Origin of the sequence: Pseudomonas sp. 2(2015), assembly GCF_000955865.1 — a bacterium.
Lineage (GTDB): Bacteria > Pseudomonadota > Gammaproteobacteria > Pseudomonadales > Pseudomonadaceae > Aquipseudomonas.
In genome coordinates this window covers 78,740-102,847 of the sequence record NZ_JYOF01000014.1, presented here as the reverse complement: position 1 = coordinate 102,847, position 24,108 = coordinate 78,740, and the positions used below count along the sequence as shown (strand labels likewise).

General features: G+C 63.3%; 24 protein-coding genes. 12 read left to right on the top strand and 12 right to left on the bottom strand.

What is annotated here, in order from left to right; translation table 11 throughout:
* Positions 1–2: 2 nt before the first annotated feature.
* Positions 3–671 carry a membrane protein gene (locus tag UB48_RS18805; RefSeq protein WP_045199812.1) on the bottom strand — a complete coding sequence of 223 codons (669 nt, stop codon included), beginning with the start codon at positions 669–671 and terminating at the stop codon, positions 3–5.
* Positions 672–824: 153 nt separating this feature from the next.
* Between UB48_RS18805 and UB48_RS18800 the strand changes: the two genes are divergently transcribed.
* The 3 genes from UB48_RS18800 (at position 825) to UB48_RS18790 (ending at position 2,771) form a co-directional block, all read left to right on the top strand.
* Positions 825–1,568 carry a DUF2076 domain-containing protein gene (locus UB48_RS18800; protein WP_045199810.1) on the top strand — a complete coding sequence of 248 codons (744 nt, stop codon included), beginning with the start codon at positions 825–827 and terminating at the stop codon, positions 1,566–1,568.
* Positions 1,569–1,669: 101 nt separating this feature from the next.
* Positions 1,670–2,149, top strand: coding sequence for an NYN domain-containing protein (locus UB48_RS18795; protein ID WP_036996945.1), 480 nt, complete (start codon positions 1,670–1,672; stop codon positions 2,147–2,149).
* 19 nt (positions 2,150–2,168) lie between these two features.
* Positions 2,169–2,771, top strand: a complete 603-nt coding sequence (locus tag UB48_RS18790) for a PolC-type DNA polymerase III (RefSeq protein ID WP_045199808.1) — start codon at positions 2,169–2,171, stop codon at positions 2,769–2,771.
* Here UB48_RS18790 and UB48_RS18785 read toward each other — a convergent pair.
* Positions 2,768–3,226 carry an Lrp/AsnC family transcriptional regulator gene (locus tag UB48_RS18785; protein ID WP_045199806.1) on the bottom strand — a complete coding sequence of 153 codons (459 nt, stop codon included), beginning with the start codon at positions 3,224–3,226 and terminating at the stop codon, positions 2,768–2,770. The genes UB48_RS18790 and UB48_RS18785 overlap by 4 nt on opposite strands.
* A gap of 153 nt (positions 3,227–3,379) precedes the next feature.
* On the opposite strand from UB48_RS18785, the gene yedA reads away from it, so the two are divergent.
* The 3 genes from yedA to UB48_RS18770 all read left to right on the top strand — a co-directional run bounded on the left by yedA (position 3,380) and on the right by UB48_RS18770 (position 6,668).
* Positions 3,380–4,312, top strand: coding sequence for a drug/metabolite exporter YedA (gene yedA, locus UB48_RS18780; RefSeq protein WP_045199804.1), 933 nt, complete (start codon positions 3,380–3,382; stop codon positions 4,310–4,312).
* 41 nt (positions 4,313–4,353) lie between these two features.
* Positions 4,354–5,262 carry a hypothetical protein gene (locus UB48_RS18775; protein ID WP_156160222.1) on the top strand — a complete coding sequence of 303 codons (909 nt, stop codon included), beginning with the start codon at positions 4,354–4,356 and terminating at the stop codon, positions 5,260–5,262.
* 74 nt (positions 5,263–5,336) lie between these two features.
* A complete protein-coding gene (locus UB48_RS18770) occupies positions 5,337–6,668 on the top strand; it encodes a DEAD/DEAH box helicase (protein ID WP_045200051.1) in 1,332 nt (443 codons plus the stop codon).
* 91 nt (positions 6,669–6,759) lie between these two features.
* Here UB48_RS18770 and UB48_RS18765 read toward each other — a convergent pair whose 3' ends face one another.
* Complete coding sequence (locus tag UB48_RS18765; protein WP_045199801.1) at positions 6,760–7,995, bottom strand: TIGR03862 family flavoprotein; 1,236 nt, start codon at positions 7,993–7,995, stop codon at positions 6,760–6,762.
* Positions 7,996–8,144: 149 nt separating this feature from the next.
* Positions 8,145–9,059 carry a histone deacetylase gene (locus UB48_RS18760; RefSeq protein WP_045199799.1) on the bottom strand — a complete coding sequence of 305 codons (915 nt, stop codon included), beginning with the start codon at positions 9,057–9,059 and terminating at the stop codon, positions 8,145–8,147.
* Between the two features lie 67 nt (positions 9,060–9,126).
* Between UB48_RS18760 and UB48_RS18755 the strand changes: the two genes are divergently transcribed.
* Positions 9,127–9,585 carry an EamA family transporter gene (locus tag UB48_RS18755; RefSeq protein WP_045199797.1) on the top strand — a complete coding sequence of 153 codons (459 nt, stop codon included), beginning with the start codon at positions 9,127–9,129 and terminating at the stop codon, positions 9,583–9,585.
* Here UB48_RS18755 and UB48_RS18750 read toward each other — a convergent pair.
* On the bottom strand, positions 9,551–10,399 hold the full coding sequence (locus UB48_RS18750; RefSeq protein ID WP_045199795.1) for a phosphatase PAP2 family protein: 849 nt from the start codon (positions 10,397–10,399) through the stop codon (positions 9,551–9,553). The two genes, UB48_RS18755 and UB48_RS18750, sit on opposite strands and share 35 nt — an antisense overlap.
* A gap of 3 nt (positions 10,400–10,402) precedes the next feature.
* Complete coding sequence (locus UB48_RS18745; RefSeq protein ID WP_045199793.1) at positions 10,403–11,095, bottom strand: histidine phosphatase family protein; 693 nt, start codon at positions 11,093–11,095, stop codon at positions 10,403–10,405.
* 142 nt (positions 11,096–11,237) lie between these two features.
* Here UB48_RS18745 and UB48_RS18740 point away from each other — a divergent pair, with 142 nt between their 5' ends.
* From UB48_RS18740 to UB48_RS18730, 3 genes are all read left to right on the top strand, one after another.
* Positions 11,238–11,807, top strand: a complete 570-nt coding sequence (locus UB48_RS18740; protein WP_045199791.1) for a GNAT family N-acetyltransferase — start codon at positions 11,238–11,240, stop codon at positions 11,805–11,807.
* 77 nt (positions 11,808–11,884) lie between these two features.
* Positions 11,885–12,754, top strand: a complete 870-nt coding sequence (tesB, locus tag UB48_RS18735) for an acyl-CoA thioesterase II (protein WP_045199789.1) — start codon at positions 11,885–11,887, stop codon at positions 12,752–12,754.
* Complete coding sequence (locus UB48_RS18730) at positions 12,751–13,344, top strand: HAD family hydrolase (protein ID WP_045199787.1); 594 nt, start codon at positions 12,751–12,753, stop codon at positions 13,342–13,344. Before tesB ends, UB48_RS18730 begins: the two co-directional genes overlap by 4 nt.
* Before the next feature lie 72 nt (positions 13,345–13,416).
* On the opposite strand, the gene UB48_RS18725 is transcribed toward UB48_RS18730, so the two are convergent.
* The 3 genes from UB48_RS18725 to UB48_RS18715 form a co-directional block, all read right to left on the bottom strand.
* Positions 13,417–15,888 carry a TonB-dependent receptor gene (locus tag UB48_RS18725; protein WP_082075472.1) on the bottom strand — a complete coding sequence of 824 codons (2,472 nt, stop codon included), beginning with the start codon at positions 15,886–15,888 and terminating at the stop codon, positions 13,417–13,419.
* A 106-nt stretch (positions 15,889–15,994) separates the two neighbouring features.
* Complete coding sequence (locus UB48_RS18720; protein ID WP_045199785.1) at positions 15,995–16,942, bottom strand: FecR domain-containing protein; 948 nt, start codon at positions 16,940–16,942, stop codon at positions 15,995–15,997.
* A 1-nt stretch (position 16,943) separates the two neighbouring features.
* Positions 16,944–17,444, bottom strand: a complete 501-nt coding sequence (locus tag UB48_RS18715) for a sigma-70 family RNA polymerase sigma factor (protein ID WP_045199783.1) — start codon at positions 17,442–17,444, stop codon at positions 16,944–16,946.
* Between the two features lie 140 nt (positions 17,445–17,584).
* Here UB48_RS18715 and UB48_RS18710 point away from each other — a divergent pair, with 140 nt between their 5' ends.
* Positions 17,585–18,595, top strand: coding sequence for an NAD(P)-dependent alcohol dehydrogenase (locus UB48_RS18710; RefSeq protein ID WP_045199781.1), 1,011 nt, complete (start codon positions 17,585–17,587; stop codon positions 18,593–18,595).
* 8 nt (positions 18,596–18,603) lie between these two features.
* Here UB48_RS18710 and UB48_RS18705 read toward each other — a convergent pair whose 3' ends face one another.
* Positions 18,604–19,488: a LysR substrate-binding domain-containing protein gene (locus UB48_RS18705; protein WP_045199779.1), complete on the bottom strand. Its 885-nt coding sequence runs from the start codon at positions 19,486–19,488 to the stop codon at positions 18,604–18,606.
* A 159-nt stretch (positions 19,489–19,647) separates the two neighbouring features.
* Here UB48_RS18705 and UB48_RS18700 point away from each other — a divergent pair, with 159 nt between their 5' ends.
* Positions 19,648–22,668: an FAD-binding and (Fe-S)-binding domain-containing protein gene (locus tag UB48_RS18700; RefSeq protein ID WP_045199776.1), complete on the top strand. Its 3,021-nt coding sequence runs from the start codon at positions 19,648–19,650 to the stop codon at positions 22,666–22,668.
* 7 nt (positions 22,669–22,675) lie between these two features.
* Here the strand turns inward: UB48_RS18700 and UB48_RS18695 are convergent, their stop codons facing one another.
* Positions 22,676–23,086 carry a DUF4952 domain-containing protein gene (locus UB48_RS18695; protein WP_052676542.1) on the bottom strand — a complete coding sequence of 137 codons (411 nt, stop codon included), beginning with the start codon at positions 23,084–23,086 and terminating at the stop codon, positions 22,676–22,678.
* 26 nt (positions 23,087–23,112) lie between these two features.
* Entirely contained in the window at positions 23,113–23,892 is a 780-nt protein-coding gene (locus UB48_RS18690; RefSeq protein ID WP_045199772.1) for a class I SAM-dependent methyltransferase, read from the bottom strand.
* Positions 23,893–24,108 lie beyond the last annotated feature (216 nt).

The following is a 24,108-nucleotide window of genomic DNA, read 5'->3' as shown; positions in this document are numbered from 1 at the left end:
AGTCAGGACAGCGGTGGCTCTGTCGCCGGTTCGCTGACCAGCATGTACAGGCGGAACATCACTACGGTGCTGAACAGCTGCAAAAAACCGTTGCCGCTATCCAGAGCCAGTTGCGCCAGCGGCGAAGGCTCGGGCACCAGCATCATGCTCAGGCCGTCGATCAGCCACAGCACTGCCATTACGCCGAGGACGCAACTGAAGATGCGCCAGAAGTTGCCGGTGGTCATCTGGAAACTGGTACGCATGGCTTCGATCGGTGGCTGGCCGCGCAATACCAGGGCGTATTCGGCAAACACCAGGTGGATCATCACCCAGATACCAGGAATGATGAACAGCGCGGCGCCGGCCATGATCAGCAACGAGCTGAGCATCACCATCAGCGCAAACGACGGCCACAGGCGCAAGGCCATGGCCAGCAGGTTGCGCTTGAGCGGGGCGTAGCCGTTGCTGCGGCTGTCGAGGTAGAGGATCAGCGCGGCGCTGTACAGCGGGTAGAACAGCAGGCTGACCAGCATGCCGTAGCCTGGCGAGGCGTCCTTGCCCAGTTGCTGGTACAGCAACTGGGCGCACAGGGCTTCGAGCACCACCAGCGGCAGGCACAACTGGGCAATGCTCAGCAGGTGACGGCGGAAGAAATACAGGGAGTCGCGCAGAACACTAAGCGGATTCATCGGTCGATATCGCATTGAATAAAAGCAGGGCGTCACTTTAGCCCAGGCGCTGGCCAACCTGAAGAAAGTTTAATCCCGGCTTGTGTTGAATCTGGCGCCTCGGCACCCCATTTTACCGGTACCCGTTTTTCCGCTTTTGCAGTGAGGTTGCCCATGAACAGTGAAGAACAAACCCTGATCGACGGCCTGTTCGGTCGGCTCAAGCAGGCCGAAGATCCGGCCGTGCCGCGTGATGCCCAGGCCCAGGCGCGCATTGGCGAGCACCTGCAGCAGCAACCGGCGGCGCCTTACTACATGGCCCAGGCGATCCTGGTGCAGGAAGCGGCGCTCAAGCGCCTGGATGAACAGAACAAGCAACTGCAGGCCGAGCTCAAACAGGCCAAGGCCCAGGTAGCCGCTACCGCACCGAGCAGCAGTGGCGGCTTCCTGTCGAGCATCTTCGGCAGCGGCACCCGCGACCCGCAGCCGGTGCAAAACCAGGCGGCCAGCGCTCCTTCCAGTGGTGGCGGCTGGCGCGAACCGTCGCGCCCCTCGTTCAACCCGCCGGCCCAGCAGCAGGGCTTCAACGCAGCTCCCGCCCAGGCCCCGGCCCGCGGCGGTGCCAGCAGCTTCCTTGGTGGCGCGCTGCAAACTGCTGCAGGCGTGGCCGGCGGGGTGATGCTGGCCCAGGGCATCAGCAGCCTGTTCAATCATCACTCGCAACCTGAAGAGGTGGTCGAAGTGATCAAGGAAGAACCAGCACCCGCCAGCGATAGCGGCGGCTGGGGCAGCAACGACGAGCAGCGCCTGACCGCTGACAACGGCGGCTATGGCAACGACCAGGGCGGCTTCATCGACACCGACTACGGCAGCGATGACGGCGGCTTCTTCGGCGGCGACGACGACAGCTTCGTCTGACCGCGCTTACCCGCATGGCCCGCGGGCTGGCATACTGGGCGCCGAAACGGCCCCGGTGTGCGGCGGCCGGCAACAGCGCCGTGGCGCCATGAGGAAAAGCGGTGAAGAAGATCGCGGTATTCGCCGATGTGCAAAACCTCTACTACACCGTGCGCCAGGCCTACGGTTGCCACTTCAACTACGCGGCGCTGTGGGCCGATATCAGCCAGCACGGGCAGATCGTCGAGGCGGTGGCTTACGCCATCGACCGCGGCGACAGCAAGCAGCAGCAGTTTCAACAGATCCTGCGCAACCTCGGTTTCACGGTCAAACTCAAACCCTACATCCAGCGCAGCGACGGCTCGGCCAAGGGCGACTGGGACGTGGGCATCACCCTCGATGTGATCGATGCCGCCGCGCGGGTCGATGAGGTGGTGCTGGCCTCCGGCGACGGCGATTTCGACCTGCTGCTGGAACGGGTCATCAGCCGTCACGGCATTCAGGCCGTTGCCTATGGCGTGCCGGGGCTGACCGCCAATTCACTGATTCGCGCTGCCAGCCGATATGTGCCCATCGAGGGCAGCCTGCTGCTCAAGCATTAAGATTTTTGAGGTTGTCGTTTTGGAACGTATCGCTGTCATCGACTTTGAAACCACTGGCATTTCACCCGGCGCCGGTTGCCGCGCCACCGAAGTGGCGGTGGTCATGCTGGAACGCGGGCGCATCGTCGAGCGCTACCAAAGCCTGATGAATGCCGGGGTACCGGTACCGGCGTTTGTCGCCGGCCTGACCGGTATCACCACCGCCATGCTGCGCAGCGCGCCGCCAATTGCCCGGGTGATGAACGAAGTAGCCGAGTTCGTTGGCGATACGCCGATGCTCGCCCACAACGCCTCGTTCGACCAGAAGTTCTGGGACTACGAGCTGGCGCAGATCGGCCGTAGCCGCAGCCAGCGTTTCGCCTGCTCGATGTTGCTGGCGCGGCGCCTGATGCCCTCGGCGCCTAACCACAAGCTGGGCACTCTGACCCGCTGGGCCGGCCTGCCTGACACCGGCACCGCGCACCGGGCCATGGCCGATGCCGAAATGGCCGCCAACCTCGCCCAGCACCTGGCCGGACAATTGCGTCAGCAGGGCGTCAACGGCGTTTCCCACCAATTGTTCTGCAGCCTGCAGAAAGTCCCCGCGGCGAAGATCGGCGAAGCGCTTAAAACCTATCGCTAGGCCTTCTTGCCGTTGTGTTCCAGGTGGCCCAGCGGCAAGCGCCGTTCCACGGCGCTGGAGAGAATGATCGAGGTTTTGCTGAAGCCGAACCGGGCGACCCGGTTGATCAGCTCTTCGAGTTCCGGCATCGAACCCACTGCCGCCTGCATGATCACGCAGGGGTCGCCGGTCACCCGGTGGCACTCGGTCAGTTGCGGAATCTGCGTGAGTTCTTCGTAGGTTTGCTGGTTGCCATGGCTGGCCAGGCGCAGTTCGATCACGCACTGGATCGGCAGGCCGATCTTCTCCAGGTCGACCTTGGCCTGGTAGCCGGTAATCACCCCGCTGGCCTCAAGCTTGGCCACCCGTTCGGCCACCGCCGGAGCGGAGAGATTGACCTTGCGCGCGAGCTCGGCGAAGGAGGCGCGGCCGTTGTCCAGCAGGGCGCTGAGGAGCATGCGATCGTATTTGTCCATGGGTTTCCAGGGGCGAGTTGTTGATTCCAAGGCGCAAGGCCAAAAGATCCGTTGTTTCAAAAGTGTACGGTTCGTTTAAACAGGTTTTGTAACTTATGTTTACTGCGCTGCCTTTCTAAACTAACTGCCCGACATCCATAATTCGAGCCCCCCATGCCTGCCTCCCGTCGCTTCCCGTTAGTCTTGATCGGCGCCTTTCTCGCCTTGTACCTGGTCTGGGGCTCGACTTACCTGGTGATTCGCATCGGCGTCGAATCCTGGCCGCCATTGCTGATGGCCGGAGTGCGTTTCGTCATTGCCGGCTCCTTGCTCTACGGCTTTTTGCGCTGGCGCGGCGTGCCGGCGCCGACCTGGCCGCAATGGCGGGCGGCGAGTGTCATCGGCGTATTGCTGCTCAGTTGCGGCAACGGCGGCGTAACTCTGGCTGAACATGCCGGTGTAGCTTCAGGCGTGGCAGCGCTGGCGGTGGCCACAGTGCCGCTGTTCACCTTGATGTTCGGCCTGCTCTGGGGCCATCGCAACACCCGTCTGGAATGGGCCGGGATTGTCCTCGGCCTGGTCGGCATCGCCTTGCTCAACCTCGGCTCCAACCTGCAGGCCAGCCCGGTCGGCGCTGCGCTGATCCTGTTTGCCGCCGCCTCCTGGGCCTTCGGTTCGGTCTGGAGCAAAAGCCTGCCGCTGCCCGCCGGGCCGATGGCCAGCGCCGCAGAAATGCTTGTCGGTGGCGTGGTCTTGCTGCTCGGCAGCGCCCTGAGTGGCGAACGCATGACCCAGATGCCTACCGCCGCTGGCTGGGGGGCGCTGGCCTATCTGGTGTTCTTCGGTTCGATCCTGGCCTTCAGCGCCTACATGTACCTGCTCAAGCATGTGCGCCCGGCCGCGGCCACCAGCTATGCCTACGTCAACCCGGCGGTGGCGGTGTTGCTGGGGATTGTTTTTGCCGGTGAGCAAATTGGTTTCGAGGAATGCGTGGCAATGGCGGTTATCATTGGCGCCGTTGTGCTGATCGGTGTGCCGCAGTGGCGCCGGCCGGCAGTGGAAAAAGCCAAAACTGTTGGCGAAGTGGAAGGTGAACTGTGTAAATGAAAGGACGTTTTGCCAGGAAGGCAGTGAAGATTTTTGCTTGTGTGGCCTTGCTCGTAATGGGCGTGGTCATGCTGTATGACGGTAAGCAAACCTTCATGACCCTGTATTTCCAGGAACCCATCTCTCTGGAAAACAGTTTCGAAATCGAGGCCGCCTATTTGCAGGCCGTGCGCCAAGCCATGGCCCCCTGGCCGATCCCGGCGGGCAAGCTCGAACTGCGCCTTGAACCTGGCAACCGGCAGGCGCTGCAGGTGCGTTTTTCCAAGGATCTTCTGGACGCCAAACAGCGTCAGCAACTGCGAGCGCTGTTCGAGTCATTCGAGCCCGCTCGGGAAGAGGTCCGGCTCAGTGGCCGGTTGCTGGTCGACATGCGCCAGGCGCGCAAGGTGGGCCTGGGTGTTTACGACTTCGGCCCAGCGTCCGATGACGTCGTCGCACTCGGCGAGATGTCGTTGCCGCTGCACTTCAGCTTTCCTTCGCAAATCGATGTGCAGCTACGGCGCAATGATCAGGCGACTGCGCAAAAGCCGCAGGCCGATATGATCTGCGAGGCCAGCGCCAGGCTACATGGCGCCTTGCCCTTCGAGGTCACTGACTTCAATGTCAGTGGTGCCGATCTGCGCGGCGAGATGAAACTGCGTATGCCTAGCGGTGCAGAACTGCGGGCGCCGGCGCAGTTGTCGTTCGATGAGCAGCGATTGCTCGAGCGCCTGGAAATGGGCGACATGCGGGTGCGCATCCAGCGCCCGGAGACTACCGACCGACTGGTGTTCGAGTTCGGTAAGATTGGCACCGTCAGGGCCCAGCCTTACCTGTTTTTCATCCGTAGCGATCCCGAAGCATTCGCTGCATGTCGGGCGATTGCCTACCAGAGTGGCAGGCCCTTTTCGTTCTACCTGGGTGAAGGGCTCGATCGCCTGCTCAAGGTGCGCTTTGCACCGCAAGGTTGATAGCGATGGCGGCACGCGCCGGGCCTGAACAAGGTAAACTGCCGCCATTGCTGAATTCCCCTGACGGTATTGCCATGACTTTCGCCAAACTCGGCCTGATCGAACCCTTGCTGCGCGCGCTCGAGCGCCTGGACTACAACACCCCGACGCCGGTCCAGGCTCAGGCCATTCCTGCCGTACTGGCCGGCCGCGACCTGATGGCCGCCGCCCAGACCGGCACCGGCAAGACCGCAGGTTTTGCCCTGCCGCTGCTGCAGCGCCTGACCCTGGAAGGGGCCAAGGTCGCCAGCAACTCGGTGCGCGCGCTGGTGCTGGTGCCGACCCGTGAGCTGGCCGAACAGGTTCACGCCAACATTCGCGAATACGCCGAACACCTGCCGCTGAGCACCTATGCGGTGTACGGCGGCGTCAGCATCAACCCGCAAATGATGAAGCTGCGCAAGGGCATCGACTTGCTGGTGGCCACCCCGGGCCGGCTGCTCGACCTGTTCCGCCAGAACGCGGTCAAGTTCAACCAGCTGCAGGCGCTGGTGCTCGATGAAGCCGACCGCATGCTCGACCTGGGTTTTGCCGAAGAGTTGCGCGCGGTGTACGCGGCCTTGCCGGCACGCCGGCAAACCCTGCTGTTCTCGGCGACCTTTTCCGACGAGATCCGCCAACTCGCCGCGCAGACCCTCAATGACCCGCTGAGCATCGAAGTCAGCCCGCGCAACGTCACCGCCAGCACGGTCAAACAATGGATCGTGCCGGTGGACAAGAAGCGCAAGCCGGAGCTGTTCAGCCACTTGATGCGCAAGCAGCGCTGGAAGCAAGTGCTGGTGTTCGCCAAGACCCGCAATGGCGTTGACCAGTTGGTCGAGCGCCTGCGCGGCCAGGGCGTCAATGCCGACGGCATTCATGGCGACAAGCCCCAGGCAACCCGCCAGCGTGCCCTGGACAGCTTCAAGGCCCGCGAGATCCAGATCCTGGTCGCCACCGATGTGGCGGCGCGCGGGCTGGATATCGACGACCTGCCGCTGGTGGTCAACTTCGACCTGCCGATCGTCGCCGAGGACTACATTCACCGCATCGGTCGTACCGGGCGCAAAGGCAATAGCGGTGAGGCGATTTCGCTGGTGTGCGCCGACGAAGTGCAGCTGCTGTCGGCGATTGAAACCCTGACCCGCAAGACCTTGCCACGCCACGAAGAGCCGGATTTCATTCCGGACCACAAGGTGCCGATGACCGATGCCAGCGGCCAGGTGCTGAAGAAACCGAAAAAGCCGAAGAAGCCCAAGGAAAGCAGCAGCAAGCGCAGCCTCGGGCGCTGGATGGACAGCGCTGAAGCGCCAGCAGCAGCGCCGCAGGCCAAGCCGGTACGCAAAGTGCCGGCCTTCAATACCGGGCCGCGCAAGCGCAAGCCTTGAAGACGCCATCGCGGGTCAAGCCCGCTCCTACAGAGGGCCGCGATAACCTGTGGGAGCCGGACTTGCCGGCGATGGAAGGCGAAGCCTTCCCTTAAGCCTTGAGCCAGTCCAGCAAGCCCAACCCGGCCTTGCGCCCACTGGCAAAACAGGCTGTCAGCAGATAGCCGCCGGTCGGCGCTTCCCAGTCGAGCATCTCGCCGGCACAGAACACGCCGGGCACTTGCTTGAGCATCAAGCGCTGATCCAGCGCTTCAAAGGTTACCCCGCCCGCGCTGCTGATCGCTTCGTCCAGCGGGCGAGGGCGCACCAGGGTGATCGGCAAGGCCTTGATCGCCTGCGCCAGCAAGGCCGGGTCAGCAAAGGTCGGTTGATCGGTCTGCTCACGCAACAACGCCGCCTTGACCCCGTCCAGCCCCAGTTGACTGTGCAGGTGCTTGGCCATCGAGCGCGACCCCCGCGGCTTGGCCAGGGCCTGCTGGATTTTGTCCACAGGCCGGTTGGGCAGCAGGTCGACCAGCACCCTGGCGCTGCCATCGCGGTTGATCGCTTCGCGGATCTGCGCCGACCAGGCGTACACCAGGCTGCCTTCCAGCCCGTGTGCGGTGAGTACGCATTCGCCCAGGCGCGGCGCCTGGCCGGCAAGGCTCAGGGCGATGTTCTTCAGCGGCGTGCCGGCAAACTTGTCCTTGAGCAGCGCGCTCCAGCCCTCGACCTCGAAACCGCTGTTGGCCGCCTGCAACGGCGCGATCTGCACGCCTTGCGCTTGCAGCCAGGGCAGCCAGGCCGCATCGGAACCCAGGCGTGCCCAGCTGCCGCCGCCCAGCGCCAGCACGGTGGCCGTCGGCTTTAGCGCCAGCTCGCCCTGTGGATAAGCGATTCGCAAACTGCCATCGGCATTCCAGCCCAGCCAGCGATGGCGGGTGTGGATAACGACCCCGGCATCGCGCAGGCGCTTGAGCCAGGCGCGCAGCAGCGGCGCGGCTTTCATGTCGCGGGGGAAGACCCGGCCGGAACTGCCGACGAAGGTTTCGATGCCCAGGTCGTGAATCCACTGGCGCAGTACATCGGCATCGAAGCCTTCGAGCAGGCGGGCAACTTCTTGCGTGCGCTCGGCATAGCGGGCGATGAACGCCGGGTAAGGCTCGGAGTGGGTGATGTTCATGCCACCGACGCCGGCCAGGAGAAACTTGCGCCCCACCGAGGGCATGGCGTCGTACAGTTCGACGGCGACCCCGGCCTGGCTCAGCACTTCGGCGGCCATCAACCCGGCCGGCCCGCCTCCGATAATGGCAACGTGTGGGCGGTCGGTGGTGCGGGTGTCGGTCATGGTCGGCTGCAAGCTGGGAAAAAGAGCCGGCATTCTACCTTAGCGTGGCGTCCGGAATCACTGGTCAAAAAACGTACAGCGACCTCAAGGCCATGTGGTTAAAGGCCTTGAGGGGCTTTCCCGCAGGTTATCCACAGGCGGTTCCACAGTCATTGTGAGTAACCCAGCACACGGCTGGCGCTGTGGTGCAGTATGCCGTGGCGGCGGGCGAGGGCTTCGCGGTCCTTGCTGTAGCCACCACCAATCACCCCAACCACCGGAATGTCCCGGCCCAGGCAGTGGCGCAGCACGCTTTGGTCACGGGCGGCGACGCCTTCATCGGTCAGTTGCAGATAACCCAGGGCGTCGTCCTTGTGCACATCGACCCCGGCGTCGTACAGCACCAGGTCCGGGCGGTACAGCGGCAACAGGTAGTTGAGCGCGTCATCGACCACCTTCAGGTACGCCTGGTCGCCCATGCCGCGCGGCAGAGGGATGTCCCAGTCGCTTTCGGCCTTGCGCGCGGGGAAGTTCTGCTCGCAATGCAGCGATACGGTGATCGCGTCCGGGGTGTCATGGAGGATGCGCGCGGTACCGTCGCCCTGGTGCACGTCGCAATCGAAAATCAGCACCTTGTGCACACGTCCGGCTGCGAGCAGGTAATGGCTGATCACCGCCAGGTCATTGAAGATGCAGAAACCGGCCGGGTGATCGTAATGGGCGTGATGGGTGCCACCGGCGAGGTGACAGGCGATGCCGTGCTCCAGTGCCTGCTCGGCAGCCAGCAGCGAGCCGCCGACCGCCCGCACGGTCCGCCGCGCCAGGGCTTCGCTCCAGGGCAGGCCGAGACGGCGCTGGTCTTCGCGCGACAGCTCGCCGTTCATGTAACGCTCGATGTAAGCGCGGTCATGGGCCAGGGCGAGGATGTCGTTGGGGCAAATCTCGGGGCGTAGCAACGCCGCGTCGGTGGTCAGCCCGCTGGCGACCAGGTGATCGCGCAACAGGCGGAACTTGTCCATCGGAAAGCGATGCTCGGCAGGGAAGTCCGGGCTGTAGTCGTCGTGGTAGATCAGCGGCAGCGGCATGGCAGGGTCTTGAGCGAGACAGAAGCTGATCTTGCCAGTTACCCAGGCGCTAGCGCCAGCTTCTACAATGAGGGCATTCCCTGGCACAGGCGTATTCATGGTGTTGGCTTCTTGGACTTTCTGGGCGGTGTTGTCCGCCGTGTTCGCCGCGTTGACCGCGATCTTCGCCAAGGTCGGCATCAGCGGCATCAACTCCGACTTCGCCACCTTGCTGCGTACGGTGGTGGTGCTGATCAGCCTGGCGCTGATTCTGTATGCCACCGGCCAGTACCAGTCGCTGAGTTCGATCCCGGCCCGCAGCTATCTGTTTCTGGTGTTGTCGGGGCTGGCCACCGGCGCCTCGTGGATCTGTTACTTCCGAGCCCTGCAGTTGGGCCAGGCGTCACAGGTGGCGCCTGTGGATAAACTCAGCGTGGTGCTGGTGGCGGTACTTGGCGTAACCCTGTTGGGCGAGCGGCTTGACTTGCGCCAGTGGGCCGGTATCAGCCTGGTTACTCTGGGCGTAGTGATGCTGGCGTGGCGTTGATCAACGCCGGCGTGCGTGCGCTGGTCGCCACCCGCGCGGGAGCCTGTAATGCCAGCCGGCCGTAAAAGAACAGCGCTGTCAGCCAGGTCGTCAGCCAGACGAAAATCCCTGCCCAGAAGGTGTGCGACATATAGTGCCAGCCCTGCAGGACACGCGTGGTGCCAAACACCAGCCCCAGCAACAACACCGCCACCAGCAGTTTGCGCGCATGCGCCCAGCGATGGCGTCGGGCAACGAAGTACAGCGCCAGCAAGGTAAAGCCGCTGGAGGCGTGGCCACCCGGCCAGCAACGCCCGGCACCGGCCTTGTCCAGCCAGCTAAAGTTGTTGAACCATTCCTGGCGCAGCTCGCTGCCACCGTACAGGGTGGTCTCCACCGGGCAGTACACGCTGGTGTGGCTTTTCAGGTAATGGATGACCGTGGTGCTCAGGGCAAAAGCCACCACCACGAACAGCAAGTCGCGTCGGTAGCGGGTGGTGAAGCGCAGCACCGCAGCGATACGCCAGGTGTTCAGCATGCGGCTGGCAGTGGACTGTGGATAAGCGGCAAAGCGTGGCCAGATAAACGACAACAGCGAGCCGATGACTGCCAGCTCGCCGGTCCAGTTCGGCAGGATGCGCGGCCACTTGTGGGTCACTTTCTCGAACCATTGGTTGTGCAGCAGCGGGAACTGGCCGCTGGCCGGGTCTAGCAGCAGGTTGCTGATCAGCCGGTCGAGGCTGGTGAGGTCGAACAGCAAAAAAACCACGGCCGCCAGCAGCAGCGGCAAACCCAGGTTGCTCAGGTAGAAGGCGCGGCGAGAGGGGCCCGGCATGCTTTACATTCCTGCACTGGCGACAAGTTTGCGCCATTCATTGGCGTTCATCTGGCCAAGGATGCGCGCCTTGCCGTTGCTGCCCATGGACACGAACAAGGCACTGGCATAGGCGCTGGAGCGTTCACCACCGGGCACATTCAACTGCCGCTCAAGATGATCGATGCAACCACTGTGGGTGACCAGCACCAGGTTATGGTCGGCGCGCTTGTGTTTGAAGGCAGCATCGGCAAAACCCTTGTCGCATTGCTTGAGCCAGTCCTCGCTGGCGATCGCCTTGCCGAACATGAAGTGCGCGGTTTGCTGGGTGCGCACCTCCGGGCTGCTCAGGACCTGGGCGTTGTCCAGGCCCAGGCGCTGGATACCGTGACCGACTTCACTGGCGGCCTGGCTACCGTCGAGGGTAATACCGCTGGGGTCGTCCAGGCACGGGTTGTGCGAACGGTCGCAACGTTCGGCATGGCGGATCAGGACGATGACCGCGCCCTTGGCCCATTCGCTGTAAACACCACTGTTGTGCATCTGATTGTCGCTGCCCAGGTCCACGATCGGTGTCCTCGATGTCCACCACAGTGCAAGGATGACCAGGGCGAGCAGGAGGCCCAGCCCGGTCAGCGGTTGGCGCCAGGGAGCGCCGCGTCGTCGCTGGGTGGCAGTGCTGGCGGTAAGCGCAGGCGTCAGGTGGGAAGATGACATAGGACCACTTCAGGCAGGTTCAAGAGTGAACGCACTGTAGAAAAGGTCAGGTTCAGAACCAGTGAAAGGGATGTGAAAAATAGCTTGGAGCCGAGGTTGTTACCTACGCTATAAACAGCAGGCTGTGGATAAGGAGCCGAGCATGACCCCGATATTGCAACTGGAAAGCGCACGGTTGCTGTTGCGCCAATGGCAGGATGACGACCTCAGGGAGTTCGCCGCGATGTGCGCCGACCCGCAGGTCATGCGTTACTTTCCTGCACCCTTGACCCGGGTCGAGAGCGCTGCGCTGATCGGCCGGATTCGCGGCCACTTCAATGAATACGGCTTTGGCCTGTGGGCCCTGGAGCGCAAGGACACCGGCGCCTTTATCGGCATGACCGGCCTGCTCAACGTGAGTTTTGCCGCCGATTTTACCCCGGCGGTGGAGATCGGCTGGCGCCTGGCCCGGCGCCACTGGGGGCTGGGTTTTGCCAGTGAAGCGGCCTGGACCAGCCTGCGCTGCGCCTTCGCTCAACTGGGCCTGGAGCAGGTGGTGTCGTTCACCACCGAGAGCAACCTGCCATCGCAAAAAGTCATGCAGGCCATCGGCATGCAGCAGGACCTGGTCGGCAGCTTCGAACACCCCAGGCTAGAGCCTGGCGACCCTTTGCGAGCGCACGTGTTGTACCGCATCGACCGTGCCCAGTGGCAGGCCACCCTGCGCGGCTGAATTGCACAACATACGGGCCGGCAATGACAAACCCTGTATTATTTGCCGCAGTTGCGCATTGCCTTGGAGAATCTTGAATGAGCCACGTGTTGGACGATCTGGTTGACCTGTTGAGCCTGGAATCGATCGAGGAAAACCTGTTCCGCGGGCGAAGCCAGGACCTGGGCTTTCGTCAGTTGTACGGTGGGCAGGTACTGGGCCAGTCGCTGTCGGCGGCCAGCCAGACGGTCGAGGAGGCGCGCCACGTGCACTCGCTGCACGGCTACTTCCTGCGCCCGGGCGACGCCAGCATGCCGGTGGTCTATTCGGTCGACCGCGTACGCGATGGTGGCAGTTTCAGCACCCGGCGGGTGACGGCGATCCAGAAGGGCAAGACCATCTTCACCTGCAGCGCCTCGTTCCAGTACGACGAGGAAGGCTTCGAGCACCAGAGCCAGATGCCCAAGGTGGTCGGCCCGGAAAACCTGCCGTCGGAAGTCGAGCTGGCCAAGCGCATGGCCGATCGCCTGCCTGAAGCCATTCGCGACAAGATGCTCTGCGCCAAGCCGATCGAAATGCGTCCGGTAACTGCCGAGGATCCGTTCAACCCCAAGCCCGGCGAGCCGGTCAAGTACGTCTGGTTCCGTGCTGACGGCAACCTGCCGGACGTGCCGGCGCTGCACAAGTACATGCTCGCTTATGCCTCGGATTTTGGCCTGTTGACCACCTCGCTGCTGCCCCATGGCAAATCGGTGTGGCACAAGGACATGCAGATCGCCAGCCTCGACCACGCGCTGTGGTTCCACGGCAACCTGCGCGCCGACCAGTGGCTGCTGTACGCCATGGACAGCCCGTGGGCCGGCAATGCCCGTGGTTTTGCCCGCGGCAACATCTACAACCAGGCCGGGCAACTGGTGGCTTCGTCGTGCCAGGAAGGCCTGATTCGTCATCGCCAGGACTGGCAATGAGCCTGCAGCAGATTCGCCACTGGGTGTTCGACATGGACGGCACCCTGACCGTTGCCGTGCATGATTTTGCCGCGATCAAGGTGGCGCTGGAAATTCCCCAGACCCACGACATCCTCACCCACCTGGCGGCCCTGCCGGCCGATGAAGCCGCAGCCAAGCACGCCTGGTTGCTGGAGCATGAACGTGAGCTGGCGATTGGTTCACGCCCGGCTACTGGTGCCGTGGAGCTGGTCCGCGAGCTGGCGGCGCGCGGTTGCCAGCTGGGTATCCTTACCCGCAATGCCCGGGAGCTTGCGCATATCACCCTTGAGGCAATCGGCCTGGCCGACTGCTTTGCCGTCGAGCACGTGGTCGGGCGTGATGAAGCACCGCCCAAGCCGCATCCTGGCGGCTTGTTGCAGTTGGCCGAATCCTGGGGCGTGGCACCGGGCGAGATGATCATGGTCGGCGACTACCGCTTTGACCTGGACTGCGGCCGGGCGGCGGGGGCGCGGACGATTCTGGTGAACCTGCCGGATAACCCCTGGCCAGAGCTGGCCGACTGGCATGCAGCGGATTGCCGGGCGTTGCAGGTGATGCTCGACAATTGAGTTGAATTCATCGCGGGTCCAGCCCGCTCCTGCATTCGGTGCGCAGGAGCGGGCTTGCCCCGCGATGGGGCCTCAGAACTCCCAGCGCGTCGTCAGCATCACATTGCGCGGATCACCGAAGTAGGTGGTGTCGAAGTTGCCCAGCCCGGTCAGGTAGCGCTTGTCGAAGACGTTGTTGGCATTGACCGTGAAGCTCAGCTGCTCGTTGTATTGATAACGGGTCATCAGATCGACCAGGGTATAGCCGCCTTGCTTGATGAAGCTGTAATCCTCGATCGAGCGGTTGTAGATCTTGCCGTAGAACGCGCTCTGCCAGTTGATTCCACCCCCCACTGTCACCTTGTCCAGCACCCCCGGCAGGCGGTAGGTGGTGAACAGCCGCACCAGGTGTTCAGGTTTGCTGGTGCTCATCGGGAAGCCATAGATACGCTGCTCGTCGGCATCGCGTGAACGCGCGTAGGTATAGCCGGCCGAGAGATTCCAGCCTTCCTGCAGCTCACCGGCCACTTCCAGCTCGATGCCCTGGGTGGTGGCGCCGCTAGTGGCCTTGTAGATGCCCTCGTTGGTCGCAGGGTTGGTGCCGATCGACTCGGCGACGTTGTCCTGCTCGATGCGAAACAGCGCCAGGCTGGCGTTGAGCTTGCCGTCGAAGTAGGCCGCTTTCAGGCCGGTTTCGTAGCTGTCGCCTTCGACCGGGTCGAGGGTGGCACCGTTGCTGTCTTTGTTGCTCTGTGGCTGGTAGATCGAGGTGTAGCTGGCGTACACCGAGTAGGTGTCGTTCAGGTCATAGACCACTCCGGCGTAGGGCGTGACCACGCCGTGTTGCTTGTAGCTGGCCTGGCTGTCGGCAAAGTTCGGGTTCAGGCCGTCGTAATCGTAGTTGTCGCTGTACTTGAAGGTGCTGACCCGGGTGCCGAGGATGACTGAAAAGTCATCGGTCGGGTGCAGGCGGGTGGCGATGTAGGCGCCGTTCTGGCTCTTTTTCTGTTCGTACTTGCCGTTTTTCGGGAAGTCCGGCACGCCGATGTGACCGTCCCAGTCAAAGATGCTGCCGGGCACCGTGCCAAATTCGCCGGTGTCCCAGGTGGCGCCGGTCTGGCGCGAATGGTTGGTGTCAAGGCCGACGACCAGGTCGTGCTGGCGGCCGAACAGGGTGAACGGGCCGGAGATATTCAGGTCGGCACTGTTCTGCACCCGGTGGCCTTCCCAGCGGCCCCAGAAAAAGTACATGCCGTCACCATTGCGATCCGGCGCGCCACCGCTGGCCGAGGCCAGGCGGGTGTCGTGATCGCTCTGCAACTGGTTGACGCTGAGCTTGAGCGACCAGTCGTTGGCCAGCGCCTGTTCCAGCGAGGCGAAGTAGGTGCGGTTCTGGAAGTCGCGGCGGCTCCAGTCGGCGCCCGGGTTGAACGAGCGGGAGAAGTCAGTGCGACCGCCGTCGGTGTAGTACACCGGGTTGCCGGTCCAGGAGCTGCCGCGCGGGGTGGTGGTCTGCTGGTCGATACCGACGGTCAGCAGGGTATCCGGGGTGATGTCGGCCTCGAGGATGCCGTAGTACACCTCTTTGTTCTGCTGGTAATGGTCCTGGTAGCCCTTCTTGTCCTGCTGGGCGCTGACGAAGCGCCCACGCACGCTACCGCTGCTGTTGATCGGGCCGGAGACATCGACTTCGCCGCGGTAGTTGTCCCAGCTGCCGGCACTGCCGGTGAGCGAGCCCTGGAACTGCGCGGTCGGTTTCTTGCGGATCAGGTTGACTGTGGCCGACGGGTCGCCGGAGCCGGTCATCAGGCCGGTGGCGCCCTTGAGCACCTCCACACGGTCATAGATCGACATGTCGACATGCGCGGTACCTTCACCGTACACCCCGTCATACACGGTGTTGACGCCGTCGTACTGGTAGTTGGTGATCACCAGGCCGCGGCTGGTGAACTCGGTGCGGTCGCTGTCATAGGTTTGCGCCGAGACGCCGGGGGTATTGCGCAGCACATCGGAAATACTCTGGGCGCCCTGATCGTCCATCTGCTGGCGGGTAACCACGGTGATGGTTTGTGGCGTCTCGCGGATCGACAACGGCAGCTTGGTCGCAGTACGGGTCGCTGCGGTAGTGTAGGAATGCGTACCCTCGGTGGTTTCACCCAGGCCTTGAGCATTGATGCTGGTGGCGCCCAGTTCCATCGCCGCGCCAGTATTGGCGGGCACCAGCACGTAGCCGCCGTTGGACTGACGCTGGGCCTGCAGGCCGGTGCCGCTGAGCAGGCGCGCCAGGCCTTCCTCGACCGAGTAGGTGCCGCGCAGGCCGGCCGACTGCTGGCCTTGAGTCTGGCGCGCATCGAACGACAGGGTGATGTTGGCGCGGGTGGCGAACAGGCTCAGGGTAGTGCCCAGCGGGCCCGGGGCGATCTGGAACTGGGTGCTGGCGCTTTGCGCCATGGCCTGGGTCGGCAGCAGCGCGAGCAGCGGCAACGGTGCCAGGGTCAGGCCGAACAGCGCCAGGTGGACAGCGCGAACCAGCGGGCGAGGGGCGCGCGGACAAGTCGGGGTCATGCAGGATTTCCTTCGATTGGCTGGGCAGAGGGGCGGTCGAAATTTGCCGCTTTAACTGCGTAGCCGAATGAGAATGAAAATCGGCAACCCTTTGTACGAAATTTCTTCAGACAGCTTCAATGCTGACCCAGTAGCGAGTCATGTAACGCACCCTGACCGGCAACGACACGCCGAGGTTTTCCAGAATCGTGTCGGTGTCGTCGATGCGAAAGGCACCTGACAGGCGCAGGTCAGCGATGCCCTCGGCGCAGCGCAGCACGCCGGGGCGGTAGCGGCGCAGTTCGCTGATGAAATCGGCCAGGCGCCATTCGATCACGGTCAGCATGCCCTGGGTCCAGGCGCCGGTGCCGGGCAGGGCGGTGCTGGCGGCAGCAATCTGCGTGCGGTTGAAGCTGACGCTTTGCCCGGCCTCCAGGCGCAGCATCAGCAGCGGCTGGTCGAGCGGGCGCACCTGCACCGCATGTTCGAGCACGCTGACCCGGCTCAGGCCATTGTCGCTGCGCACGTTGAAGCGCGTGCCGAGGGCGAGCACCCGGCCTTCGGCGGTTTCGACCATGAACGGGCGCGCCGCGCTGTCAGGGGCGGTTTGCACCATGATCTCACCACTGTACAGGCGCAGCAGGCGTTGCTGGCTGTCGTAGCGGATATCCACGGCGCTGTCGGTGTTCAGTTCAAGCTGGCTGCCATCGTCCAGGCGCACCTGGCGGCGCTGGCCCTTGCCGGTGCGCAGCTCGGCCATCCACGCCTGGCCCGGTGTACTTTGCTGTACCGCCCAGCCGGTTGCGCCAACGGCCATGAGCAGCGCCAGGGTCTTGAGCACGGCGCGGCGCCGGGCGCGCACGCCGGCAAGCGTCGGCAGGGCGACATCAGCGGGCAGCCGGCCCAGTTGGCGCTGCAGCTTTTCGACCCGCGCCCAGGCCTGGGCATGGGCCTGGTTCTTGCCCAACCAGTCTTGCCAGGCCTGCAACTGCGCAGCGCTGGGCGGCGCGGCGTTGAGCTGCACGTACCAGGTGGCGGCAGCTTCGAGGGTGCGATAGTCCAGCGGCTGGGCCATGTCAGTCGTCCGTGAGCAGCAGGCAGTGGGTCATGGCGCGGATCAGGTGTTTTTTCACCGTGGTCACCGATATCCCCAGGCGTTCGGCGGTAGCCACATAGCTCAGGCCTTCGAGTTGCACGGCCAGGAAGATAGAGCGCGTGCGCTCGCCCAGGCCATCGAGCATCTGGTCCACCGCCAGCAGGGTTTCGAGGATCAGCAAGCGGCTTTCCGGTGATTCGGCGACCCGCTCCGGGCGCAGCGCCAGTTCGTCCAGATAGGCCTGTTCAAGCGCCTTGCGGCGAAACTTGTCGATCATCAGCGCATGGGCGATGGCGCCCAGGTAGCTGCGCGGCTCGCGAATGGTGTCTGCATTGCGTGCATTCAATACCCGGATAAAGGTGTCCTGGGCAAGGTCGGCGGCATCGGCGGCATTGCCCAGGCGGGTACGCAGCCAGTTTTTCAACCAACCGTTATGTTCGCTGTAGAGCGCGTGCAGGGCAGCATGATCGGGAGCGGGCATGGCGGGGCAATATCGAGTAATTGATAATTAGTCGCATTATTGTGGTTTGCTGGCGCGCTATGCAAGCGCTCGTGCTTGACCTGGGGCAGGGTCGGGCGAAGACTGGTCAGCTATTTGCCGAATCGACTCAGGAGGTTTCCATGACCAGCAGGGCCATTATCGTCCAGACCGGCGGTGGTTACGACAAGGTGCAGGTAGGCACCCGCGAGGCAGCCGCCCCGCAAGCCGGCGAAATCAGCGTGCGCCTGCATGCCAACTCGCTCAACTATCACGACTTTGCCGTGGTCAGCGGCATGTGGGGCCCGACTGCGCCGCGTATTCCCATGGCCGATGGCGCTGGCGTGGTGACCGCAGTGGGCACTGGCGTCAACGAGTTCGCTGTTGGTGATTCGGTGGTCAGTACGTTTTTCCCGGACTGGCTGGACGGCCAGCCGTTGGTCGAAGGTTTCGCCAGCGTTCCGGGCGACGGCATCGATGGTTACGCCCGCGAACAGGTCACCGCTCGCGCGACGTCCTTTACTCATGCACCCAAGGGCTACAGCCACGCGCAAGCGGCGACCCTGACTACCGCCGGCCTGACTGCCTGGCGTGCGCTGATGGCCGACGACTCGCTCAAGCCAGGCGATACCGTGCTGGTGCAAGGCACCGGTGGCGTGTCGATTTTCGCCCTGCAGTTCGCCAAGCTGGCGGGCGCCACGGTGATCGCCACGTCCTCCAGCGACGACAAGCTCGAACGCCTCAAGGCCCTGGGCGCCGACCACCTGATCAACTACCGCAAAACCCCGGCCTGGGGCGAGAAAGTACGCCAGCTCACCGCCAACCGCGGTGTCGATCACGTGATCGAGGTCGGTGGCCCGGCGACCCTGGAGCAGTCGATGATCGCCGCGCGTATCGGCGGGCATGTGTCGTTGATCGGCATTCTTACCGGCGTGGCGGGCAACCTGCCGCTGGTCCAGGCGCTGGTGCGGCAGATCCGCCTGCAGGGTGTGCTGGTTGGCAGCCGCGCCCAGCAGCAGGCGATGGTCCGCGCCATCGATGCCAATGGCCTGCGCCCGGTGATCGACAAGACCTTCGAGCTGGAACAGATCGTCGAGGCCTTCCGTTACCAGGAAAGCAACCAGCACTTCGGCAAGATCTGCCTGAGCATCTGAGCCCGGCGTCAGATCTGCCCCAGCAACCAGCCGCGAAATGCCACCAATGACGGCAGCGACTGGTTGCGCGGCGGGTAGATCAGGTAATAGCTGCGCTGGCTGGCAAACGGCGCGCCGACGCTGACCAGCTCCCCGCTGGCCAGCTCGTCGGCCACCAGGATGCGCGGCACCAGGCCGATGCCGATGCCGGCGCGCACCGCCTGGATCAGGTGCGAGGTCAGCTCGAAGCTTGGCCCCAGGCGCATGCTGCGGTGCGCCAGGCCATGATGGGAAAACCACTCGCCCCAGGCGTTGGGGTTGTTGGCCACGTTGAGCAGCAATTGCTCAGGCAGGCGCGGCGGCGACCAGTCGGCCTGGCTGGCGGCAGTCTCCGGCGACAGAATCACCAGCAACTCTTCGGCATGCAGGCGATGACAGACCAGCCCGGGCACATCGGCATTGCCGACGACAATGGCGGCGTCGATGCCGCTGGTTTCGAAATCGATGGCTTCGATGCGCGAATTGATGTGCACCAGCATGCCCGGGTGCAATTTGTAGAATTCATGCAGGCGCGGCAGTAGCCACTTGGAACCGAAGGTCGGCAGGGTGGCCAGGCGCAGGCTGCCTTCGCCGGACTGATAGGCCATGGCCTGCAAGGTGGCGCTGCGAATGCGCCCAAGGGCTTCGCTCATCTCCCGTTGATACAGCCGGCCGACATCGGTCAGGCGCACCTGGCGGCCTTCTCGGCGGAACAGGGTCAGGCCCAGTTGCTGCTCCAGCGCCTGCACCTGGCGGCTCACCGCGCTTTGGGTCAGCGACAGCTCGGTGGCGGCGCGGGTATAGCTTTCATGCCGGGCGGCGGCTTCGAACGCCAGCAGCAATGACATGGACGGTGTGAGATGGCGGTAATTCATTCGTAAAAGTCATCGATAGCGGCAGAAATATCCAGTTGTCCGCAGCGTCGCGCTCCGGGATCATTGGCATATCAGTGTCTTGAGGCTGACCTAATTATGCTCAGCCAGCAAGTGTTCCGATATTCCCGTGATTAGCCAAATTAAAGAGGCCATCCTTTGATGATCGCCCAGTTGCCGACCAGCGCCCCCGCTGGCGACTATGCCGATTTTCTCGCCGCCCTGCGCGCCAGCGGTTTCCGTGGCCAGTTCAGCGCCGACTACGCTACCCGTACGGTGCTCGCCACCGACAACTCGATCTACCAGCGCCTGCCGCAAGCGGCGGTGTTTCCGCTGGATGCCGAGGATGTGGCCCGCGTCGCTACGCTGATGGCCGAACCGCGCTTTCGCCAGATCAAGCTCACCCCGCGTGGCGGTGGCACCGGCACCAACGGCCAGTCGCTGACCGACGGCATCGTCGTCGACCTGTCGCGGCACATGAACAACATTCTCGAGATCAACGTCGAGGAGCGTTGGGTGCGGGTACAGGCCGGGGTGGTCAAGGACCAGCTCAACGCCGCGCTCAAGCCCCACGGGCTGTTCTTCGCCCCGGAACTGTCGACCTCCAACCGTGCCACCGTCGGCGGCATGATCAACACCGATGCCAGCGGCCAGGGCAGTTGCACCTACGGCAAGACCCGCGACCACGTGCTCGAATTGCACAGTGTGCTGCTCGGCGGCGAGCGCCTGCACAGCCTGCCGATTGATGACCAGGCGCTGGAGCAGGCTTGTGCACAAGAAGGCCGCAGCGGTGAGGTGTACCGCATGGCCCGGCAGATTCAGGAAACCCAGGCCGAACTGATCGAGACCATCTTCCCCAAGCTCAACCGCTGCCTGACCGGCTACGACCTCGCGCACCTGCGCGACGAGCAGGGCCGCTTCAACCTCAACAGCGTGCTGTGCGGTGCCGAAGGCTCGTTGGGTTACGTGGTCGAGGCCAAGCTCAATGTGCTGTCGATTCCGAAATACGCCGTGCTGGTCAACGTACGCTACAGCAGCTTCATGGATGCCCTGCGCGATGCCAATGCGCTGATGGCGCACAAGCCACTGTCGATCGAGACGGTGGACTCCAAGGTGCTGATGCTGGCGATGAAGGACATCGTCTGGCACAGCGTCGCCGAGTACTTCCCCGCCGAAGCCGAGCGCCCGACCCTGGGCATCAACCTGGTGGAGTTCTGTGGTGATGATCCGGCCGAAGTGAACGCGCGGGTGCAAGCTTTCGTCGCCCACCTGCAGGCCGATACCGGCGTCGAGCGCCTGGGTCACACCCTGGCTGAAGGCGCCGAAGCGGTGACCCGCGTCTACACCATGCGCAAGCGCTCGGTGGGCCTGCTTGGCAACGTTGAAGGCGAAGTGCGCCCGCAGCCGTTCGTGGAAGACACCGCCGTACCGCCCGAGCAACTGGCCGACTACATTGCCGATTTCCGTGCCTTGCTCGACAGCTACGGCCTGGCCTACGGCATGTTCGGCCACGTCGATGCCGGCGTGCTCCACGTGCGCCCGGCGCTGGACATGAAAGATCCAGCCCAGGCGGCGCTGGTCAAGCCGATTTCCGATGCCGTGGCGGCGCTGACCCATCGCTACGGCGGCCTGCTCTGGGGCGAGCACGGCAAGGGCCTGCGTTCGGAATACGTGCCGGATTTCTTCGGCGCCCTGTACCCGGCGCTGCAATCGCTCAAGGGCGCCTTCGACCCGTACAATCAGCTCAACCCCGGCAAGATCTGCACCCCGCTGGACAGCGAACAGGGTCTGATAAAGGTCAACGAAGCACCGATGCGCGGCGACTTTGACCGGCAGATCGATGAGCGGGTGTGGCAGAGCTTTGGCAGTGCCGTGCACTGCAACGGCAACGGCGCCTGCTACAACTTCGACCCCAACGACGCCATGTGCCCATCGTGGAAGGCCACCCGTGAGCGTCAGCATTCGCCCAAGGGTCGTGCCTCGTTGATCCGCGAATGGTTGCGCCTACAGGGTGCGGCCAGCATCGATGTGCTGGCGGCGGCAAAGAACAAGACCTCCTGGCTCAAGGAGCTGCCCAAGCGCCTGCGCAACAACCAGGCCCGCTCCCGTGGCGAGGCTGACTTTTCCCACGAAGTCTACGAAGCCATGGCTGGCTGCCTGGCGTGCAAATCCTGCGCGGGGCAGTGCCCGATCAAGGTCAACGTGCCGGAATTTCGTTCACGCTTTCTGGAGCTGTACCACGGCCGCTATCAGCGCCCGCTGCGTGACTACCTGATCGGTTCGCTGGAGTTCAGCATTCCCTACATGGCCTATGCGCCAGGCTTGTACAACGCGGTGATGGGTTCGAAGTGGGTCAGCCGCCTGCTTGAGCGCCATGTCGGCATGCTCGACAGCCCGCTGATCAGCCGCTACAACCTGCAGAACACCCTGACCCGCTGCAACGTGCGCGCGGCCAGCGTACCCGCGCTGCGCGAGCTGACCCCTGCCCAGCGCGAGCGCAGCATCGTTCTGGTTCAGGATGCCTTCACCCGCTACTTCGAAACACCGTTGCTGGCGTCGTTCATCGAACTGGCCCATCGACTGGGTCACAAGGTGTTCCTCGCGCCCTACAGCGCCAACGGCAAACCCTTGCATGTCCAGGGCTTCCTCGCAGCCTTTGGCAAAGCGGCGATTCGTAACGCCACCCAGCTCAAGGCCCTGGCCGATTGCGGCGTGCCGCTGGTCGGCCTCGATCCGGCCATGACTCTTGTGTATCGCCAGGAATACCAGAAGGTCGAAGGTCTGAGCGATTGCCCGAAGGTGCTGCTGCCGCAGGAATGGTTGATCGACGTGCTGCCTGAACAGGCTGCGGGCGCCAGCGAAACCTTCCGCCTGCTGGCCCACTGCACCGAAAAAACCAACGTGCCGGCCAGCACCCGTCAGTGGGAACAGGTATTCGCCCGCCTGGGGCTGAAGCTCGTTACTGAGGCTACCGGCTGCTGCGGCATGTCGGGTACCTATGGCCATGAGGCGCGCAACCAGGACACCTCGCGGACCATCTTCGAGCAATCCTGGGCCGGCAAGCTGGATAAACCGGGGGAAGCATTGGCCACCGGTTATTCCTGCCGCAGCCAGGTCAAGCGCATGGCTGAGCGCCAGTTGCGTCATCCGCTGGAGGTGCTGCTGCAGTACGCCAAGGGCTGATGGCCGCTCAGGGCTCGAGGGTATCGACGCTGACGGTGATGTAGAAGAACTCGATCTGTGCCCACTGCGAGCGCTGGTTGGCCAGCGTCTCTTCGGAGGCCATGAGGACTTGGTAATTGATGCCGCTGTGTGGGTCGCGGTGGAAGTGGCGCAGCGAGTCCCACATGCAGCAGAAAAACTGCAGGCGGCCCATGCCATAGGTTTGCTGCAGGTGGGCCTCGGCCACCGCTGCTTCGGCGCCCCTGACCTTGTAGGTCGCGATCAAGGGCGCCGTCTGTCCTTCGATGTCCTGATGGCAGCCCTGGTATTGGATGCCCTTGGGGTACGCGCCCAATGTGCCGAGGAAGTCCTCGCACTTAGGTGCGGCCTGCAGCGACCCGCACAGCAGGAGCAGGGTCAGGATAATCAATGGGCGCAATGGTTTCGTCCTTGAAGTACGCCGGATCAGGCAAAGCTGATGTTGGTGCGCTGCTTGCCGTAAACAACCCGGGCGGCGGACATCAGTTGATGCGGGATTTCGACGAACGGGATATCCGAGTTGGTGATGGCGATGTCCACAAGTTGCAGCATCATCGAGTTCTTTTTGACCAGGATGACATCCGACCAGTCAGTGTTGGTCACGGCCACAGGCACGAAGTCGGAACGCTTGAGGAAGCTGCTGAGGGCTTCCAGTACACCCAGGTTCTGCTTGGTGCCTTGCAGGCTATGGCAGCAATCGTTGAGAAGCATGAAGCCATCATCGGCCAGCAGGTCCTGGTAGTACATCATGTCGCGCAGGATGTACTCGTATTGATGGTTGGCATCAATGTAGATCAGGTCGAATTTCTCGATACCGGTTCTTGGCTGGATCTCAGGAATGGCGTCGATCGTCTCGGCGCGAATGAGGGTGACGTTGGGCTTGTCGGCGAATTTGCCCTGGCATTCTTCATACAGGTTGTCCCAGGTGGCCATGTCATAAAGCGAGCCGCCATAGTAGTAATCATAGCTATCTACAGGGTCAACCCAAGGTGGCAGCTGGTCGAACGGGCTGTAGGCTTCGGTGGCCGAGGGGCTCCAGCTGTCGATCAAGACCATCTGTTCAGGGCTGAGGGCGTTATAGAGGTTCAGCGCATTTTGCCCGCGCAAGACGCCAAGCTCGGCGATGACCGGCTTTTTATTGCAGGCGTCAAACACTGCCTTGAGAACGTGGTAGAAGGTCTCGCGGTGGGTCATACAGACTTTCATGCCTGCTCCTGTTCTGTGGTGGTTGCGGCCCCCCGGAGTCGACAAGGATACGAGACGGGGCGGTCCTTCCAGGTGTTTATCGACCGCTGCGCCAATAGGATGAGCACGGTTTTGTCCGCAGCGTGTCGATGGCCGACAGGCGGGTTCAGTCAGGGTTCTGCGGGCAACAAAAAAGGCATCTGCGCAAGCGCCAGATGCCTTTTTCGTTTTGCGTAT

Excerpts from the sequence above, each read along its gene's own strand:
- UB48_RS18725 (WP_082075472.1), bottom strand. The coding sequence starts at position 15,888 with ATGACCCCGACTTGTCCGCGCGCCCCTCGCCCGCTGGTTCGCGCTGTC.
- UB48_RS18755 (WP_045199797.1), top strand. The coding sequence starts at position 9,127 with ATGAGGGCATTCCCTGGCACAGGCGTATTCATGGTGTTGGCTTCTTGG.
- UB48_RS18760 (WP_045199799.1), bottom strand. The coding sequence starts at position 9,059 with ATGCCGCTGCCGCTGATCTACCACGACGACTACAGCCCGGACTTCCCT.
- UB48_RS18720 (WP_045199785.1), bottom strand. The coding sequence starts at position 16,942 with ATGGCCCAGCCGCTGGACTATCGCACCCTCGAAGCTGCCGCCACCTGG.
- UB48_RS18740 (WP_045199791.1), top strand. The coding sequence starts at position 11,238 with ATGACCCCGATATTGCAACTGGAAAGCGCACGGTTGCTGTTGCGCCAA.
- UB48_RS18710 (WP_045199781.1), top strand. The coding sequence starts at position 17,585 with ATGACCAGCAGGGCCATTATCGTCCAGACCGGCGGTGGTTACGACAAG.
- UB48_RS18805 (WP_045199812.1), bottom strand. The coding sequence starts at position 671 with ATGAATCCGCTTAGTGTTCTGCGCGACTCCCTGTATTTCTTCCGCCGT.
- UB48_RS18765 (WP_045199801.1), bottom strand. The coding sequence starts at position 7,995 with ATGACCGACACCCGCACCACCGACCGCCCACACGTTGCCATTATCGGA.
- UB48_RS18750 (WP_045199795.1), bottom strand. The coding sequence starts at position 10,399 with ATGCCGGGCCCCTCTCGCCGCGCCTTCTACCTGAGCAACCTGGGTTTG.
- UB48_RS18785 (WP_045199806.1), bottom strand. The coding sequence starts at position 3,226 with ATGGACAAATACGATCGCATGCTCCTCAGCGCCCTGCTGGACAACGGC.
- UB48_RS18705 (WP_045199779.1), bottom strand. The coding sequence starts at position 19,488 with ATGAATTACCGCCATCTCACACCGTCCATGTCATTGCTGCTGGCGTTC.
- UB48_RS18715 (WP_045199783.1), bottom strand. The coding sequence starts at position 17,444 with ATGCCCGCTCCCGATCATGCTGCCCTGCACGCGCTCTACAGCGAACAT.
- tesB (WP_045199789.1), top strand. The coding sequence starts at position 11,885 with ATGAGCCACGTGTTGGACGATCTGGTTGACCTGTTGAGCCTGGAATCG.
- UB48_RS18700 (WP_045199776.1), top strand. The coding sequence starts at position 19,648 with ATGATCGCCCAGTTGCCGACCAGCGCCCCCGCTGGCGACTATGCCGAT.
- UB48_RS18800 (WP_045199810.1), top strand. The coding sequence starts at position 825 with ATGAACAGTGAAGAACAAACCCTGATCGACGGCCTGTTCGGTCGGCTC.
- UB48_RS18770 (WP_045200051.1), top strand. The coding sequence starts at position 5,337 with ATGACTTTCGCCAAACTCGGCCTGATCGAACCCTTGCTGCGCGCGCTC.
- UB48_RS18690 (WP_045199772.1), bottom strand. The coding sequence starts at position 23,892 with ATGAAAGTCTGTATGACCCACCGCGAGACCTTCTACCACGTTCTCAAG.
- UB48_RS18730 (WP_045199787.1), top strand. The coding sequence starts at position 12,751 with ATGAGCCTGCAGCAGATTCGCCACTGGGTGTTCGACATGGACGGCACC.
- yedA (WP_045199804.1), top strand. The coding sequence starts at position 3,380 with ATGCCTGCCTCCCGTCGCTTCCCGTTAGTCTTGATCGGCGCCTTTCTC.
- UB48_RS18745 (WP_045199793.1), bottom strand. The coding sequence starts at position 11,095 with ATGTCATCTTCCCACCTGACGCCTGCGCTTACCGCCAGCACTGCCACC.